This is a genomic window from Gardnerella sp. c11Ua_71 (assembly GCF_055818025.1).
Genome location: NZ_JARFVR010000005.1, coordinates 116,850 through 132,265 on the forward strand (window position 1 = coordinate 116,850; position 15,416 = coordinate 132,265).

The following is a 15,416-nucleotide window of genomic DNA, read 5'->3' on the forward strand; positions in this document are numbered from 1 at the left end:
TTTAGTTAAGGATTTTAGTTAAGGATTTAATATGACAGAGAATAAAGAAACTAAGCTGGAGAGCACAAAAGCTGAGCCAGAAATGCTGTTGACTTTGGACCATGTTTCCAAGATATACGGCTCTCTTCGCGCTGTTGACGATTTGTCGCTTACTGTGCCGCAAGGCGAGTGGCTTTCGATTGTTGGCTCGAGCGGCTCTGGCAAAACTACGCTAATGAACATTATTGGGTGCATGGATTCGCCGTCTAAAGGCTCCGTTGCTTTGCAAGGCCGCAAACTCGAGGATTTGAACGCGGGCCAGCTTGCAGACGTTCGCAAAAACGTAATCGGTCTTGTGTTTCAAAAGTTTTATCTTGTGCCACATTTAACAGCTGTAGAAAATGTGATGGTTGCGCAATATTATCATTCAGTTGTAGATGAATCGCAAGCAATGGAAGCCTTGGAACGCGTGGGATTAAAGGACAGAGCACATCATTTACCAAGCCAGCTTTCTGGCGGTGAGCAGCAGCGCGTTTGCGTTGCGCGTGCTCTTATTAACTGCCCGAAGTTGCTTCTTGCGGATGAGCCGACTGGTAATTTGGACGAAAAGAATGAGCAGATTGTACTCGACTTGTTTAAGCAGCTTCATTCCCAGGGAACTACGATTATTGTTGTAACGCACGATTCTTTGGTTGCTCAATGCGCGGATCGTGAAATTATGCTCAACCACGGTGTGCTTGTTGGTGAACGTTGGAATAATGAGGTTGCGCGCAAAGCGTACGAGGCGATTGGTGGCAAGCCTGCGTTTACGAGTGCACATGTTGATGAAAGCGTTGCGGAAGCTTTGCAAAATCATGAGCCTACTAAGTCACCTAAATTAGCGAATTTAGATGATTAGTTTTTAAATGATTAGTTGCGCATAGTTTTAATTTAAGATTTAAAGGCGATGATTTATGATTTTAGACAATATGTTTCACAATGTTTCACGCTGCACTAATTTGCGTGATGATTTGAAGTCTAAAAAAATTGCAAAAACGGTTGCTGCGATTGCGGTTTTGGCTAGCTCAAGTGCGTTTCTTGCATCTTGCGGCGAGCCGAGTGCCGTTCCAATGAATGATGAGTTTGCAGGAAACTCTGGTCAAAGCGAAAACGATAGTGGCAATGCTTCGAAATCTTACGATTCTGGTGCTCAACAATCGCACGCTTCCGCGCAAAGTGAGGATTCGCAAAATCAGCAAAATCAGCAAAATTCGCCTAAAACAGACACTGGCAATTACAAAGATGGCGATTACAAAATCAAAGCTAAGTATGGGCCAGTTGCAGAAGATAGCATTGACGTGAATTTAAGCGTTGCAAATGGAAATATTAGCAGTGTGCAAATAACGTCTCATCCGTTTACGCCAATCTCCAAAAAACACATGAGCGCTTTCAGTGAGGCTATTCCAGGAAAAATCGTTGGAAAACCGTTAAAAGATTTGCATATTTCGGTTGTTGCTGGAGCAAGTTGGACTAGTGATGCCTTCAACAAAGCGCTTGACGTTGCTCGCCAAGAGGCTTCAATTCAATCCGCAAAATAATCTTGAACTACCTTACTTTATTAATATAATCGTGACTATAATAATCGTGATTATATTGTTGAATATTTGCGTGTAATTAATAGGGGTTAGTAGTGCAGTTGTTTACAATACTAACCCCTATTTTGTTTGTTTTTTTCTTATGAAATTATTGTTTATTTATTTTTATGTGCTTTAATTTTTGCTATGATTTCAGCAAGTCCAAACGTTAAAATTGTAGAAAAAGCGGTTAGTGATATTGCGCTTCCTGTTTTTGGAAGTTGGTTATTATCATTTTTGCGTTTTTCTACGATTTTATTATTTGGATTTTCTTTTGGTAGTGGCGTAATGTTTGGTGTTTTTTCTGGAGTCGGCTTATATTTTGGCCATGGTGTTTTTTCTGGTGTTTGTTTTGGTGTTGGTTCAGGAACAGGCGTAGGTTCAGGAACAGGCGTAGGTTCAGGAACAGGCGTAGGTTCAGGAACAGGAGTAGGCGGTGTAGGTGGCGTTGGAGGTGTCGGAGGAGTTTGTGGATCATATTCTACGGTGAGAGAAATATCATTAGCGCCTGCTGCTGCGTCAGAGTTCTTACCATCGTTTGTTTGTGAGCCGTTCCAAGTAAAGTCAAATAATTTCGTTGTTCCATTAAATGTTGCAGCTGCGTGGAATGAGCCAGATACTGTTCCAACGATTGTAGCTTTTCCGGAGAAATCTTGATTTATCTTTATTCCCGGAATAGTGATTTTCATTGCGTCGCCAAGATTTGTTTGTACTGCTGTCTGCAATGCTGCATACGTTGTAATGCCAGATTTCAAATTAATAGTAACTGTTACAGTCTTGTCTTTAACTTGCACATCCTGGATAGCAAAAGTATCTGAGAACCCATCGAGCTTAAGTGTATTTTTTGTGATATTTTCAGGCAGCGTTAAACCGTCTGGGATAGTAAATGTAGCCATGAACGAAGATGTCATATCTTCGAGAGTAATTTTGTCATAATCTTTCGCATTTACTGTGTTAAATTTCTTTTCTATCGTCTTCATTTGGTCTTTTACTACTGAAGCTGTGATTGTGCCAGTGAAATCAATAGTTTGTCCTGGAGTAACTTTATACGCTGTAGTTGCTGTGTTCTCGCCAGTTAATAAATCTGCAGGAAGATTAATATCCTCCTGTTGTATCTGTTTAACATTTGGATTAATCTCCCACTTAAGGTAGAAGGTAAGATCGTCGTTCACTCGTAAATTGTTATCAATACTAGCTTTTTCAGTTCCATTCTTGTCTTTGAACCAATAGTAGTAACTTCCAATCGTAATTCCGAATATACTGTACGATTCATCTTTATTCTTAAGCGTGTAGTATTTGCGCGTGGCTAGATTTGTATAAGTTGTGTCTGAATCAGAATCTGCTTTGCCACTAATGCCAGGTGTGTCTATATTGACATTATCATCCAAACTTTTAATAAGATTGATTAGCGTCCTGTTTTCGCTAAATGTTGCTGTTTTCTTAACAACAGCAACATCTCCACCGCGCTTATCTTTTTTAATCTCAAATACTTTTGTATTTGTCTTAAATATACTGTTATTGGAGAAAGTTCCGCCATTTGCAGAGAATTTTACTGTAAATTCTTTTTCTTCCCAATTTGCATATAAGTCAATTAAGTTTTCACTTTGCGATATAGAAATATTGCTACCTGCTTTTACAGTCTTGCCTTTGCCGTTTTTATCGGTAGTCCAACCTTTGAAGACCATTCCCTTTCGGGCAAATTTTGCATTATTTTTAACAACTTCGTAGAATGAAAGAACTTTGCTAGTGCGTTTTGGACTAGTTTCACTAACAATGTATGTTGCATCATCTTGAGCGCAATTATGGTAGCGAACAGCATAAGATGAGGAATCTTTTTCCCACTTTGCGTACACTGTTGTGTCGCTTTTAATTATCATTTTTTCAGTAAATTTTTGCTCGCTATGCTGAGCGTTTTTGCAGAACCACCCGAGGAACTTATATCCAGGAGCAATTGGATTTGCTGGTACTTCAGTACTTCCTCCTGCCACTGTTTTTGCAAAGTTTAATGCGTAACCGCGTATAGCAAGGGATTCTTTTGCTTTAGTTGAAGAGTCAGAGAATATAGCTCCTTTAGCTTTTTTAGAATCCTCAGCTTTTGTATCATTGAGCTCGAATGTCACTTTTGCTGCTGGAACCCATACGTGCTTTTCGTTATCTTTAGAAGCTTTATTAACTGAGTATATGTAGGTATTTCCTTTTTTGTTAATTGGTTTTATCTCATTCACAGAACTATCAGCAAGAGTAAAGAGACTTAGCTTTTCGTTACCGTTTTCTTCACCGTTTACAGGAACAGTGCTTCCCTTGTTGCTGTGATATCCAGGAGCATATGTAACCATGTGTGAGCCTCCAGTCACAACATAGTTATTTCCTGTTCCAGCTCCACCGTCTGCATTTTTATTTGCTGGGCTATCTATTAAGCAGTCTCCCTTAAGTTCAATAGATCCACTGTTTTGAGCTCCAAAAAGCGCTCCACTATTTTTTCCATCACCTTTGATTGTAGAATTGGTGAGAATTACTTTTCCGGTATTTACATTTAAGCCGCCAGTGCCACCATTATTAAATTCAAGAGTAGAGTTGATAACAGTTAATTTTCCGTTTGATATTCCAACGGAAATGCCTGCAGTAGATCCTGCATTAGCAACAATTCGTGAATTATTGGTAACAGTTGAGTCGCCTTGAATTGTTAAACCAGTTGAGTGTCTCCAACCAATTTTATTAATCACAAACTCCGAATTGTCCATGTTTAATTTGTTTACATAGTATGACATTCCGAAGCCTGCTACAGTAAGTGAAGAATTTTTCAAAGTTAAATCATATGCGTCAAACCATGTGCGAATTTGTGATTTAACGTTAATAGTAGCATTTTCGAAAGTAATACCATCAGCATAAAAACCTGTATTACATTTGTCATCAGCAGTAATTTTTAATTTATCTTTGCTTGTGCCTTTTACTGTTCCCGCAAGGTAAATTCCGTGACTGTCTTCTACTGCGTTATCTTTGAAAGTGTATGTGCCATCTGTAATAAGAGAGCCTTTTTCCGCTGTAAGAGCTACCTTAAATGCAGTCATTTTCAATTCGCCGTCACCGCGAAGTGTGGAACCAGATTTCAGCGTGATGCCATCGTTGGTATTATTCGAGCCTGCTATTGTGGCGCCGGATTTATCGATAGAAAGTGTAATGCCTTGTGGAATTTCTATAGGTGCATTAAGTGAAAAATTGCCTTTAATGTTGATATTTGCAGGTTTTTGTGTGGCTTTTTCAAGAGCTTTTTGAATAGTTTTTAATGGCTTACTTTCAGATCCATCGTTTGTGTCTGATCCGTTTGTGCCATCTACAACAAGTTGTGTTTTTGGAGCTGGGTTACTTACGGTTACTTCTGTTGATGGGGGGGGGTAATAGCTAATGCACTTATTGGATATACAGAAAGTATCGACATTGCTGCAATGATAGTTGAAGCAGTAAGTATGCGCATGCCTTTATATTTATTATTTCTTCTCATTGTTAGCTCCATATTGTCCGCTGAAGTTGGGCGCTAGTTAATGCATCATATTAATACAGTTTCTACACTATACCTGTAGAAGGCAAAAGTATACTCGTATTTGTATTAAATACAATAGTTTATAAATATTTGCATAATCTAATTAATAGTGCAATAGTAGCTGCGCTGTGTTTATAACTGTAGAATGTTGAATATTTCATATAAAATATTCTCATGCAAATTCTTTTTTTGGACGAGAGTGGAACTGCTCCTAAACGTGATGCTGTAGAGCAAAATCCTTATTTTGTTTTGGGCGGATTAGTCATTCCAGAATCGCAATGGAAATCATTACAAAGTAATCTGCATGGATTAAAAAAGAAATATGGGATTGAGGGGGAAGTTAAGTGGCGTTATTTCATTAATCATCCATTAAGCAACAAGACCACGCCTCTTTCTAATTTGAGTGTTAATGAATTGAATGAATTGCGTGAGAATCTGTTTAAGCTGATTTCGGAAAATGAAGATTTTAAAATTATTGCTGCTGTAGTGAACACTAAGGAGTATTACGATAAATATAAAGATGGCAATGCTGAAAATATGTATCACACTGCGTTTGAAAAAATATGTGAACGTTTTCAGTATTATCTTCAAGATTTAAGTAAAAATGCTGGTACAAAAGTTTATGGAATGATAGTTATTGATGCTCGTAATAGTAAACAAAATAAGCAACTTGATGATTTCCATTTTGATCTACTCAATAATCATGACTCACATCGAGCTGATTATAACAATCTAATTGAAGGATTATTTATAGCAGCTTCTCATCACAGTGTAGGTGTGCAGTTTGCAGATTTAGTTGCAGGAGCAGTTTATAGAAAATGTTCTAAAAGAGATTCAACTTTTTATAATATGATAAGAAATAACGTTCGTAGAAATAGTCAAGGTAAAGCGGAAGGATTTGGAGTAGTGGCTGTACCTAGTGGCAGCCGTATTATTGAAAATTGAAATAATAAAAATAGACGCCGTGTTGAAGATTAACCTCAAACCTACAATATGGCGCAGTCACGGCGTAGTAAAATTATATCATAAATTGTTTATTGTTTGCAATATTGTGTTTTAGCGCCATAACCACCTTAATCTTTGACTTCAAAAATAGTGCCTTCGTTTCGACTCATCGTTGCTGTCATGGCTCCGGTTGTTGCCATAAATGGAATAATAGCATTACTGTATTCGTGCATGAACCGTGCAAAATCATGATTCCAAGAAATAATTGCAACGTACAAAAGAAGAAATTCGACTGCTGTAGATATTGCCCACTTAAGAATCCAAATAAGCGTTTTTTTAATAAGTTTTATAGAGTCCTTGCTCATGAGTTGTTTCCCTTCCAATTTGCTGTTTTGTTCGTGAGCATTGTAGCTAATTCATGTACATTGCTTCTCGTTCGTATGTATTTTGTATTTCTAGTATAAATATTGCAATTCTTTGCAGCAATACTATGTACTCAGAACTCAGTACTCAAGATTGCGCGGAAAATGTTTGTAATTAGACTTAAAGCAACGCACAAATATATTGAAAATATGTGTTGCGAATATAAGTTGTGAATATGTTACAAATACAAGGAGACACAAACATGAGTAGCGCAAATATGGGTAGTGTAAGCATGAGTGATTTTGGTATAAACTCTTGGCAGCCAGAAGATAACGTAAACAAAATAGGAAACGTTAGTGAAAATAGCATTAATCAAATTCAAAAGCAGGAAGATAACTTTGCGGAAAATAGTAGCGAAGAGCTTTCACAAGATGAAATTGATGAATTAGCTAAGCAATTAGAAGAATTCTTTACAAAATATATTGTGCTAGAAAATGGCTCTTTTGTTGTAAAAGAGGATGCTATTATTGCAGACGGTTATGGCGATCACATAGAATATTTTCGCAATGCTGCAAAAGGATTAAATCTTTCAATGGAAGATCAGCAATAAGCTTAAATCCTTAAAGTCTTAAATCTTTAAAAATCGCTTTCATCAATAGGGTGACCTTGTGGACGCTTTATTACTCGCCACAGAATCACTAATGTTAAAACGCCATTTGCAATTCCGTAGTAATAAATCCAAGGAACGTGAATAAGCCCACAAATAAAGCATGTAATAATATTTATTAAATTATTTGAGTAATTGTTGAGTATTTGATTATTTTGTGATTCGACTTTTTTGCGCTCTCGCTCAAGAGTCATTATGTAATCTTTGTTGTTTTCTATATTCTCAACATCACTACTTATGCTGTTAGCGCCCGCGCCGCTAAGCTTAGATATATTATTTTCTATATACGCATTTTTTGCTTTAATAACGCTTTTGAGCAAGAAAAAATATGCACAAGAATACATTGCAACAGAAAGAAGTCCTAGAACAAGCCACAAAGCGAAAAAGTCAAAGCTACGCATAAAAGCAGCTGCTGAGGCAAACGCCATCGCAGCTACTTCTGCGGAGTGCAATACTACTAGTCGTTTTTTCATATAATCCTGCTGCAATCATTATTAAAAATAAATTTTCAACGCAACCAAAAGTCACATATTGTCACTCATTATAATCACATTTGATTTACATGCATTACTTGTAATCATTTATTACTACACGATTTGCTCTATTTTGCGCATGCTTATAAAGTAGAATGTAGGAAAAGTAGCATAAGATTGCAAGAAAGCCATTATGCAAAAAACGTATGCAATAGTAGATAACGACACATTAGTTTTAGCGGTTATGCAAAACGTGCTCAGCAAGCTTTTGCCAAGCGAGTACGAGTGCAAATGGTGCGTAAAATCAGGCGTGCAAGCTTTGAAATATTGCCAAGTAGCAAAAACTACTCCAGATTATATTCTGATAGATATGTCAATGAAAGACATGTCTGGAGTAGACGTAATACGCGCAATTCGTGAGAAAAACAACAGCATTATTTTAATTGGCATGACTTCTTACGATTGTAGATCCTACGCTTCTATGGTTTCGCAAGTTGGCGGGCAAGCGATGGTTGCTAAAGACAATTTCAAAGGGCTAGCAGAAGCTTTGCAATATTGCGATAAGCAGAATGTGTATGGCTGCCGTTGCGTTAAAGACGTTGTTTACGATTTTGCTACTCCGCAAGAATCTTTTATTAGGCTTTCTAAATCAAGATCGCGCAGCGTTTTGCCGCCTCAAGAACTAAAAATTATGGATCTTCTTGCTAAAGGGTACACAACGAATCAGATTGCGTCTCAACTTGGTCTTATGCCAAACACTATTAACACGCATATTCATAGAATTTACAAAAAATTACATGTTTCTAACCGAGTGCAAGCAATATCCGCGTTTGCTGCAATGCAAAATCGTGAGCAAAATAGCAATATGCAATATTTTAATGATTCGCCGCAGAATCATCCGAATCTTTTGCAAGAAACGGATAACGCATGTTAATGAAAACATTTTCGCGCGTTATTGAGTTGGTTAAAAGCTGGAAAATTCAGCGAACTTTATTCATAATATTGGCGATTCTTGTAGTGTCAATGGATGTGCAATCTTGCAATACAGCTGGTTTGTGGCATAATCCATTACAATCTGTGTGCCAATACGTTTGGATGTTCGCAATATTTCTTTTGATTGCTTTTCCTCGTCAAATATCCCTCGTAACTCCGATTTTATATTGCGTAACGTTAGCAGTACCAGGCGTAAATGCAACTTGCTTTCTTTTTTCATTGATCGCTAGCATGTTTGTTGCAGGCTTTTACGATTCGTGGAAGTATTTGCTTTGTGCGTACATAGTTTCGCTGAATATTATGTACTTTGCAAAAATGGCGTATATTCCGCTTACTTTCCCTTGTTTTATTCTTATTTCCATGATTTGCGGTTACGCTTTGCGCAAGTATTTGAACATGTTGGAGGAAAATAATCGCGCAAAAATGGATATTGTGCGCAGTGAGTTCCAGTCTTATATTGCTTCTGTTGCATTGCAATTGCACGACGATGTGAACAATGAGATTACGGATATTACATTGCTTGCGACTGATGCTTTGTATGCCGAGAAAAGTGATCATACAAAAGAGTCGCTAGAGCAGATTGTTGAGCATTCTCGTAATGCGCTTTCTAAAACGCGACTTGTTATTAATCTACTTGAACAAGCTGAGCATAAGTATGATGATTCTTTAGATTCAAATATTGCCAGCACGCAGTTTATTTATAGTTCTAATAGCAATAATCGCATAAGTTTGACTGATTTCTTATGCAATATTCGCGCACGCTTACAGGCTGAACGTAAGATTTGCGAGCAGCTTGGGTACTATGGCTCTCTAACAGTGAATGATAAAAGTTCGGGGAGTGGTGATTTTACTGCATCTGCAACTATTAGTACTGAAAAAGCTCAATGTGCTATTCGCATGTGCAGCGAGCTGCTTACTAATATTCGTAAGCATTGCAATACTAGCGTTGATTTTTCTATGAACGTTACGGTTGATAAGCGCGAATGCAGAATAATGTGTATGAATTCGATTTCGACGTTGAATAAGTTTGGCGAAAGACTTGTTTTTGGCAAAGGTCTACTATTCCACAAAAAATCTGTGGAACGTTTAGGTGGATCTTTAAGCGCGCAAAAAGATGACGACACTTGGCTGGTCAATGTTGTTATTCCGCTAAACTAGTATCAATCAGACTCTTGCGTTATCGTGGCAAAAATCGCAAATCTAACAGAATCTGCCACGATAACTCCATAAGTACGCCTCTATTTAAAAATAATTCCAAAACGGAAATATTCTTAAATGTTGATTGTTGAGAACATACAAACTGCTAATAGTAAAAGTTTTTTAAAAGTTTTCTAAAAGCACTATCGTTAAAAATAGGTACGCTTATTTGTGTAGATAAAATCTGCACGCTAGTATGTTGGTAATTTACAAAACGAGAATCACGAGGAGGTGCTTATTATGACTAATCCTTTGCGCGGTATACGAGAAGAAGATATCGTCAAGTATTTTAAAGATCACAATCTTTCAGTTGATAAGACGTATGTATTTACAATGAAATACGACCCTTGGTGGAAAGATTTAATCAAACTATTTTTGTTACCTAAATTATTCTATGTAGCGCAAGGCGTTGTTGCGCGTATTATTGCTGCCACTAATAATGAGTTTATTATTGTTAATCCGAATGTCATTTTAGGCTCGGGTAATCTAGCTAAATTAGACGATAAGTATCTTCGTCGTATTGCGTGGAATCAACTCACTAATTTTGAAGTTATAAGTAAACCAACAACTCAAATAATTCGTTTTACTGCGAATGGCAAAACCGAAGAATGGAGTGTGCCAACGGAAAGTGCTAGCGTATGGCACTTTAATGTGTACAATCTTGATAATTTGAGAAAAACAATACAATCGCACATCTCTTGATAAGCAGATTCCAAAACAAGATATCATATATTGTATGAACACTACTTACGCAATTGTTGATAATGACACGCTTGTATTGCGATATATGCAACTTCTTCTTAAAAGTCGTTTGCCTGAAAACTTTGTTTGTGCATGGATGTGTTCTTCTGCAAAACAAGCTATTCATCGTTGCGTTGCAGAGAATACTCCTGACGTACTTTTAGTAGATATGTCAATGAGAGAAATGAGTGGTGTTGATGTAATTAAGGCAATTCGCGAGCGCAATAGCAATATTGTTTTAATTGGCATTACTTCCTACATGCTAGATGAATACGTATTGCAAGTTGCTAAGTCGGGTGGTCAAGCGCTAGTACATAAAGACAATTTAGCAGACGTAGTTGCAGCCATCCAATCGCGCGCAACAAGCTACGGTTGCCCAGAATTGCCACAATATATTGACTATTTTCACACTCCGCAAGAATCATTTAATATGATTTCTCAACTTCCGAAGACTTCAGTTTTGTCTCCTCAAGAATCGGAAATTATGCGCTTGTGCAAACAGGGATCTTCTACGAAAGAGATTGCAGATCAGCTTAATGTGAAAGTTTCAACAGTCAACACGCATTTACGGCGTATTTATGGAAAACTTCAAGTTAAAAGTCGCATGCAGGCGCTCGCTGCGCTCGCAAAATACTCGCATGACATATAACGTGTAAGAAATTAACGTGTAAAAGTAGGTAGTTATGAAATTATTAATGCGTATGATCAATTTTTTGCCGCATGATGCTTGGCAGAAAATTGGAATTGGTGCAATCATAAGTTGTACTTTGATTCTTGAAATTTGTTCCTATAATAATCTTCATTACTACTCTAATTGGCATGCAATTACAGTTGAAATAGTATGGATTGTAATATGCTTATGTATTGCAATATGGCCACGTAAGGCATCTTTTATTGTGCTCATTTGGATGCCGTTGGTAATTGTTGCACCCAATATCAACTATTCATCTATGATGCTTACCATATTGATTTGTTTGGCAATTGCTGTAATTACTCAACCTTGGTACACCGTGCTTGCTTCTTGCGGAGTATCTTCATGGCTCTTTATTATATGCGATTTTCAAAACGCTTATGTGTTGGGGTGGTGGCTTCTTATCACTCTTATTTCTAGCGCAATCGTAAAATACTATATTTCTACTATTCACCAACAGCAGGAACAGTTATTTGCACAGCGTTACAACGTTTTTCAAAAATATGCCACTATTGCCGCAATTCGCATGCACGATGAAGTAACTAATGAGCTTTCCAGCATTATGATGATGGCTCAACAATCTATTGAACCTCAAACGACTCATGACCAAGAGCATGAAAATTCGCGAGAGATTCTTCAATGTGCTACTACAACTATTCATAAAGCACGTAATATCATTTCTCTTCTTGACAATGCTACAACTGCAAGCACTGGTGATGTTATGCAATCTACTACATGTTATAAAGATTTTTGCACAGGCTTACGCGTTTTATTTGATGGTGAGCAAAAGTCATTTGAGAAGCTTGGCTATATTGGTTCCATTGATTTGAACAGTGATTTAGTTGCTGAAGATTCGAGATCAGCGCATTTGCCTTTTGAAGAATGTGCTCAAATTGAATATATTTGCCGAGAACTACTTGCAAACGTAAAAAAGCATGCTGCAAAGCCTAAAGAATACGCCATGAATGTAATGCTTAATGACAATGAATGTCATATTACGTGTATAAATAGTGCGCAACGCGGTATTCTTGCTAACTTGCAATTAGGATATGGACTGCGTCTTCATAAGATGCTTGCGGAACGGGCTGGTGGAACTTTTAAAGTTATTGAAGATGACGATTCGTGGATTATTAATGTACACGTTCCGCTTCATGTAGAGAAATAGCCATTATGAAAGAATAATTAATTATTGTGCTTTCTTGCGATTTAATCGAGTATTTGGACGCTTTTCAATCGAGTATTTGGACGCGCCTTTGTGCAGCAGATGCAAGTAAGCGGTTAATATGTGATGCAGAATGCTGTTTCGTTGCTATTTTATAAGAGTTATCGTGGCAAAAATTGCAAATCTAGCAAAAACTGCCACGATAACTCGGTTTTGTGTTTTATAAGTCCTGTAACGCAATTCTTTTATCTTCTGCAGACTGCTTAGATGACTTATCGTCCTTTTTAAGAGAATGCGCATATCGAATAAGACTTCTTGCGATAAAGAACACTAAAGCACATATAGCAAGTGCGATAAGAATGTCAATTATCGGACCAAATAATGCATAGCTCATGATTCATCCTTTCTTTTTCTATATTCGTTTATGAGTGTTCGAGCTGTGTCAACATCGTATTTATCGTCAATAGCAAGACTCTTTACTAAAAGAACGAACGGGTCTTCTGGTTCATTGTCGCTTATACGCAGTTTTTCAATGAGCCTGTTAAGCCTGATTCTCATCGTTGGGTAAGAGACTTGATACATTTGCGACATTTCTTTTAACGATCCAGACGATAATACAAAGTTCTTTATAAACGACATGTCTTCGTCTGTGAGATTAGCCATCCATCTTGGAATATGATCCATATCACCCCTTTCTTCAGCCTATAAACTTTAATTAAATTAAACTTTTATTAAAAATATTAAAGTTGCTGTATGAGTTTGTCAAGAATAAACATGGGAAATATGGCACAAAGCGACATTTTTATGTCGCCAAAATTGTCGTTTTGTCGCAAAAATAATAAAGATATATATTTACGTAACATATGAGAAGATGAAGTTATCGTGACAAAAATTGCAAATCTTATAAAAACTGACGCGATAACGCGTGATTTCGGCTGCGCGATATAGTACGTAACTATTGTCGCGCAATCAGTTAAAAAACATTGTTTGTGCGTCAACGAAGTTGATGATTGTTTTAGCATGACGAGGATTGTAAGAAGTTGGATGTTTTGTAAACAACATAAATATTTTCTTATAATCGCTATTTTTTGCATTCTCAACTAAAGTTGCGCGCTGCAACAACTTGCTCACTGCTTCAGCTTCGTTAAGATTATTACGCCACTTACATTCTGCAATAAGAAGCTGCTTGTTAATATCGTCTTCTGCAACAATATCAATATCGGTTTGCTCACGAGCAATAGGATCCGCACCCCACCATTTACCTAACTTAGTTGGCAAAAAGTCCATTCCGTCAACTTTGCATTGGTGCACAATCCACTGTTCGCACATTTTCTCAAACTGTTGACCTACAAAAGTACTAAACGCTTCATGCTCACCGCCAAGAACACTACTTGCGGCAGCGTGTGAAAGTCCGCGTTCGATCAATCCTTTATTAGGCGCTACAAACCTATACCAATACGCAAAGAATGGGTCACAAATCTGCCATAATCCTTTTTTGCAATGAAGTGGATTCATGCCAAATGGAATATTTCTTTCAATTAATCCAAGGCCTTCTAATGTTTTCAAATACACGTTCACTGATGTAGCTGGCAATCCAATGCGATCCGATATTAAAGTCGGAGTATTGCATCCCGTAGCAAGAGCATTTAGCACACTATTGTATGTTGAAGGATCGCGCAATTCCTGGCGCATGAGCATGTCTGGTTCAGCGTACAAAATTCCCGAAATGTTAAAGCATAATTGCTCAAGATTTTCCGCAAACGAAGACTTATTATCTAACTGCTCTATATAGTATGGTGTTCCTCCAAGGGATGCAAAATAGTTGATTTTATCTTCCCAAGTAGCATTATTTGGCATAAGCTCAGATGCTTCAAAAAGATTAAATGGTTGCAAGCGAATCTGTGCGGTACGTCTTCCATAAAGCGGACTCTTTTTGCCAAGCACTTCACTTTCCATGAATCCTTCGTTACTGCCGCACAAAATAAGAGTCATGTTCGCGTTTTTAAATTTATGATCTATTGCGACTTGGAATGTTGACGCTAAGGATTTATCTGCTTGAGCTGCGTACGGAAATTCGTCGAAAACTAGAATAAGTGGAGATTTAGGAGCATTCTGGTCTACGGCGTTAGATTGTTGCGCAACAAAATCGAGAGCGTCGTTCCAATTATTAAACGATCCTGTAGTTGACGGTAGATTGAAGAAGTCGTACACAGTGCGCGAGAAATCACGCAAATTCTCGATATTAGTTTGCTCGCGAGCAGTAAAAAGTATTGCGTGCTTATTTTTACAGAATTGTGAAATAAGCGAAGTTTTTCCTATTCGTCTTCGACCATAAACTATTGCCATCTGGAACGAGTGTTTGCTGTTCTCATATAATTTTTCAAGTACTTGTAACTCGTCTTGTCTGCCAACAAAAACCATATTCCACCTGCCGTTACGCCAATAATTGCAATACTTTTCAGCGCATCTTATTGCTGCTGAATCTGCACTCTAGTTAATATAATCGCGATTATTATAATCATAATTATAATAATCTAAATTATATTATTTTTCAATATGCTCAACGCAATCATGCGTTATCGTGACAGTTTTTGCTAACTAGAATAAGTCGTCATGAGATCCTAAGCGTAGGAATATAATGCAATCTTCTTTAACTTGATACAACAGTAGAACATCTCGCAGATAGATTGGACTATAAAATGGCGGTTTAGGCATTGCGCATCAGCTCAGCAAAATCGTCAACAGTACCTGCAGCTATTGGTTTTCTTTCATAGCTTCATCAATAGAGTGCTCATATGGAGAACTTTCAAGTGAAAATGGGAAACGTTGCGTATTTACAATCTGATACAAAAATAGGTTGACTGCTGAACTCATATCAAGACCATAATGTTCAAGAACTTGCGATGCACTATCTCGTATTTCTGGATTAACTCTTACACTTAATCTGCCTGTTTTAACCGTTTTTGTAGAAGTCATGTCGTTTCCTTTAAGCTTAGAATCATAAATTTGTTATTCGTGCTTTGCTTTATTGTAGCAGACATGTAGCACCCAACG

17 protein-coding genes are annotated in these 15,416 nt (G+C 37.4%); 10 read left to right on the forward strand and 7 right to left on the reverse strand.

Features of this window, described 5'->3' with window-relative positions; genetic code table 11:
- The first annotated feature begins 31 nt into the window (after nt 1-31).
- A complete protein-coding gene (locus P0106_RS05310) occupies nt 32-877 on the forward strand; it encodes an ABC transporter ATP-binding protein (RefSeq protein WP_004114240.1) in 846 nt (281 codons plus the stop codon).
- Between the two features lie 55 nt (nt 878-932).
- Complete coding sequence (locus tag P0106_RS05315; RefSeq protein ID WP_004114241.1) at nt 933-1,556, forward strand: FMN-binding protein; 624 nt, start codon at nt 933-935, stop codon at nt 1,554-1,556.
- Between the two features lie 152 nt (nt 1,557-1,708).
- On the opposite strand, the gene P0106_RS05320 is transcribed toward P0106_RS05315, so the two are convergent.
- Nucleotides 1,709-4,660: an InlB B-repeat-containing protein gene (locus P0106_RS05320; RefSeq protein ID WP_473730536.1), complete on the reverse strand. Its 2,952-nt coding sequence runs from the start codon at nt 4,658-4,660 to the stop codon at nt 1,709-1,711.
- A gap of 25 nt (nt 4,661-4,685) precedes the next feature.
- On the opposite strand from P0106_RS05320, the gene P0106_RS05325 reads away from it, so the two are divergent.
- Together P0106_RS05325 and P0106_RS05330 are read left to right on the forward strand one after the other, a co-directional pair.
- On the forward strand, nt 4,686-4,865 hold the full coding sequence (locus P0106_RS05325) for a hypothetical protein (RefSeq protein ID WP_133296253.1): 180 nt from the start codon (nt 4,686-4,688) through the stop codon (nt 4,863-4,865).
- Nucleotides 4,866-5,304: 439 nt separating this feature from the next.
- Entirely contained in the window at nt 5,305-6,075 is a 771-nt protein-coding gene (locus P0106_RS05330; protein ID WP_016812092.1) for a DUF3800 domain-containing protein, read from the forward strand.
- Between the two features lie 128 nt (nt 6,076-6,203).
- On the opposite strand, the gene P0106_RS05335 is transcribed toward P0106_RS05330, so the two are convergent.
- Entirely contained in the window at nt 6,204-6,440 is a 237-nt protein-coding gene (locus tag P0106_RS05335) for a hypothetical protein (protein ID WP_180946772.1), read from the reverse strand.
- Nucleotides 6,441-6,700: 260 nt separating this feature from the next.
- Between P0106_RS05335 and P0106_RS05340 the strand changes: the two genes are divergently transcribed.
- A complete protein-coding gene (locus P0106_RS05340; RefSeq protein ID WP_004131572.1) occupies nt 6,701-7,048 on the forward strand; it encodes a hypothetical protein in 348 nt (115 codons plus the stop codon).
- Between the two features lie 26 nt (nt 7,049-7,074).
- Here P0106_RS05340 and P0106_RS05345 read toward each other — a convergent pair whose 3' ends face one another.
- On the reverse strand, nt 7,075-7,578 hold the full coding sequence (locus P0106_RS05345) for a hypothetical protein (protein ID WP_014554325.1): 504 nt from the start codon (nt 7,576-7,578) through the stop codon (nt 7,075-7,077).
- A gap of 193 nt (nt 7,579-7,771) precedes the next feature.
- Between P0106_RS05345 and P0106_RS05350 the strand changes: the two genes are divergently transcribed.
- The 5 genes from P0106_RS05350 (at nt 7,772) to P0106_RS05370 (ending at nt 12,365) form a co-directional block, all read left to right on the forward strand.
- Nucleotides 7,772-8,512, forward strand: coding sequence for a response regulator transcription factor (locus P0106_RS05350; RefSeq protein ID WP_174190773.1), 741 nt, complete (start codon nt 7,772-7,774; stop codon nt 8,510-8,512).
- Nucleotides 8,506-9,729, forward strand: a complete 1,224-nt coding sequence (locus P0106_RS05355; RefSeq protein ID WP_248902680.1) for a sensor histidine kinase — start codon at nt 8,506-8,508, stop codon at nt 9,727-9,729. The genes P0106_RS05350 and P0106_RS05355 overlap by 7 nt, the downstream gene beginning before the upstream one ends.
- Before the next feature lie 279 nt (nt 9,730-10,008).
- On the forward strand, nt 10,009-10,470 hold the full coding sequence (locus P0106_RS05360; RefSeq protein WP_004114257.1) for a hypothetical protein: 462 nt from the start codon (nt 10,009-10,011) through the stop codon (nt 10,468-10,470).
- Nucleotides 10,471-10,504: 34 nt separating this feature from the next.
- Nucleotides 10,505-11,158: a response regulator transcription factor gene (locus tag P0106_RS05365; RefSeq protein WP_004114259.1), complete on the forward strand. Its 654-nt coding sequence runs from the start codon at nt 10,505-10,507 to the stop codon at nt 11,156-11,158.
- A 34-nt stretch (nt 11,159-11,192) separates the two neighbouring features.
- Nucleotides 11,193-12,365, forward strand: coding sequence for a sensor histidine kinase (locus P0106_RS05370; protein ID WP_473730537.1), 1,173 nt, complete (start codon nt 11,193-11,195; stop codon nt 12,363-12,365).
- 217 nt (nt 12,366-12,582) lie between these two features.
- On the opposite strand, the gene P0106_RS05375 is transcribed toward P0106_RS05370, so the two are convergent.
- From P0106_RS05375 to P0106_RS05390, 4 genes are all read right to left on the reverse strand, one after another.
- Entirely contained in the window at nt 12,583-12,756 is a 174-nt protein-coding gene (locus tag P0106_RS05375; protein WP_004110365.1) for a hypothetical protein, read from the reverse strand.
- On the reverse strand, nt 12,753-13,046 hold the full coding sequence (locus P0106_RS05380) for a DUF2089 family protein (RefSeq protein ID WP_004114263.1): 294 nt from the start codon (nt 13,044-13,046) through the stop codon (nt 12,753-12,755). The genes P0106_RS05375 and P0106_RS05380 overlap by 4 nt, the downstream gene beginning before the upstream one ends.
- Nucleotides 13,047-13,331: 285 nt before the next feature.
- Complete coding sequence (locus P0106_RS05385) at nt 13,332-14,783, reverse strand: ATP-binding protein (RefSeq protein ID WP_004114264.1); 1,452 nt, start codon at nt 14,781-14,783, stop codon at nt 13,332-13,334.
- 333 nt (nt 14,784-15,116) lie between these two features.
- Nucleotides 15,117-15,338 (reverse strand): type II toxin-antitoxin system RelB/DinJ family antitoxin, encoded by a 222-nt coding sequence (locus P0106_RS05390; RefSeq protein ID WP_009994046.1) that lies wholly within the window; start codon nt 15,336-15,338, stop codon nt 15,117-15,119.
- Nucleotides 15,339-15,416 lie beyond the last annotated feature (78 nt).

Coding starts and splice junctions, on each gene's coding strand:
- P0106_RS05310 (WP_004114240.1), top strand. CDS start 32: ATGACAGAGAATAAAGAAACTAAGCTGGAGAGCACAAAAGCTGAGCCA.
- P0106_RS05315 (WP_004114241.1), top strand. CDS start 933: ATGATTTTAGACAATATGTTTCACAATGTTTCACGCTGCACTAATTTG.
- P0106_RS05320 (WP_473730536.1), bottom strand. CDS start 4,660: ATGACTGCATTTAAGGTAGCTCTTACAGCGGAAAAAGGCTCTCTTATT.
- P0106_RS05330 (WP_016812092.1), top strand. CDS start 5,305: ATGCAAATTCTTTTTTTGGACGAGAGTGGAACTGCTCCTAAACGTGAT.
- P0106_RS05335 (WP_180946772.1), bottom strand. CDS start 6,440: ATGAGCAAGGACTCTATAAAACTTATTAAAAAAACGCTTATTTGGATT.
- P0106_RS05340 (WP_004131572.1), top strand. CDS start 6,701: ATGAGTAGCGCAAATATGGGTAGTGTAAGCATGAGTGATTTTGGTATA.
- P0106_RS05345 (WP_014554325.1), bottom strand. CDS start 7,578: ATGAAAAAACGACTAGTAGTATTGCACTCCGCAGAAGTAGCTGCGATG.
- P0106_RS05350 (WP_174190773.1), top strand. CDS start 7,772: ATGCAAAAAACGTATGCAATAGTAGATAACGACACATTAGTTTTAGCG.
- P0106_RS05355 (WP_248902680.1), top strand. CDS start 8,506: ATGTTAATGAAAACATTTTCGCGCGTTATTGAGTTGGTTAAAAGCTGG.
- P0106_RS05360 (WP_004114257.1), top strand. CDS start 10,009: ATGACTAATCCTTTGCGCGGTATACGAGAAGAAGATATCGTCAAGTAT.
- P0106_RS05365 (WP_004114259.1), top strand. CDS start 10,505: ATGAACACTACTTACGCAATTGTTGATAATGACACGCTTGTATTGCGA.
- P0106_RS05370 (WP_473730537.1), top strand. CDS start 11,193: ATGAAATTATTAATGCGTATGATCAATTTTTTGCCGCATGATGCTTGG.
- P0106_RS05375 (WP_004110365.1), bottom strand. CDS start 12,756: ATGAGCTATGCATTATTTGGTCCGATAATTGACATTCTTATCGCACTT.
- P0106_RS05380 (WP_004114263.1), bottom strand. CDS start 13,046: ATGGATCATATTCCAAGATGGATGGCTAATCTCACAGACGAAGACATG.
- P0106_RS05385 (WP_004114264.1), bottom strand. CDS start 14,783: ATGGTTTTTGTTGGCAGACAAGACGAGTTACAAGTACTTGAAAAATTA.
- P0106_RS05390 (WP_009994046.1), bottom strand. CDS start 15,338: ATGACTTCTACAAAAACGGTTAAAACAGGCAGATTAAGTGTAAGAGTT.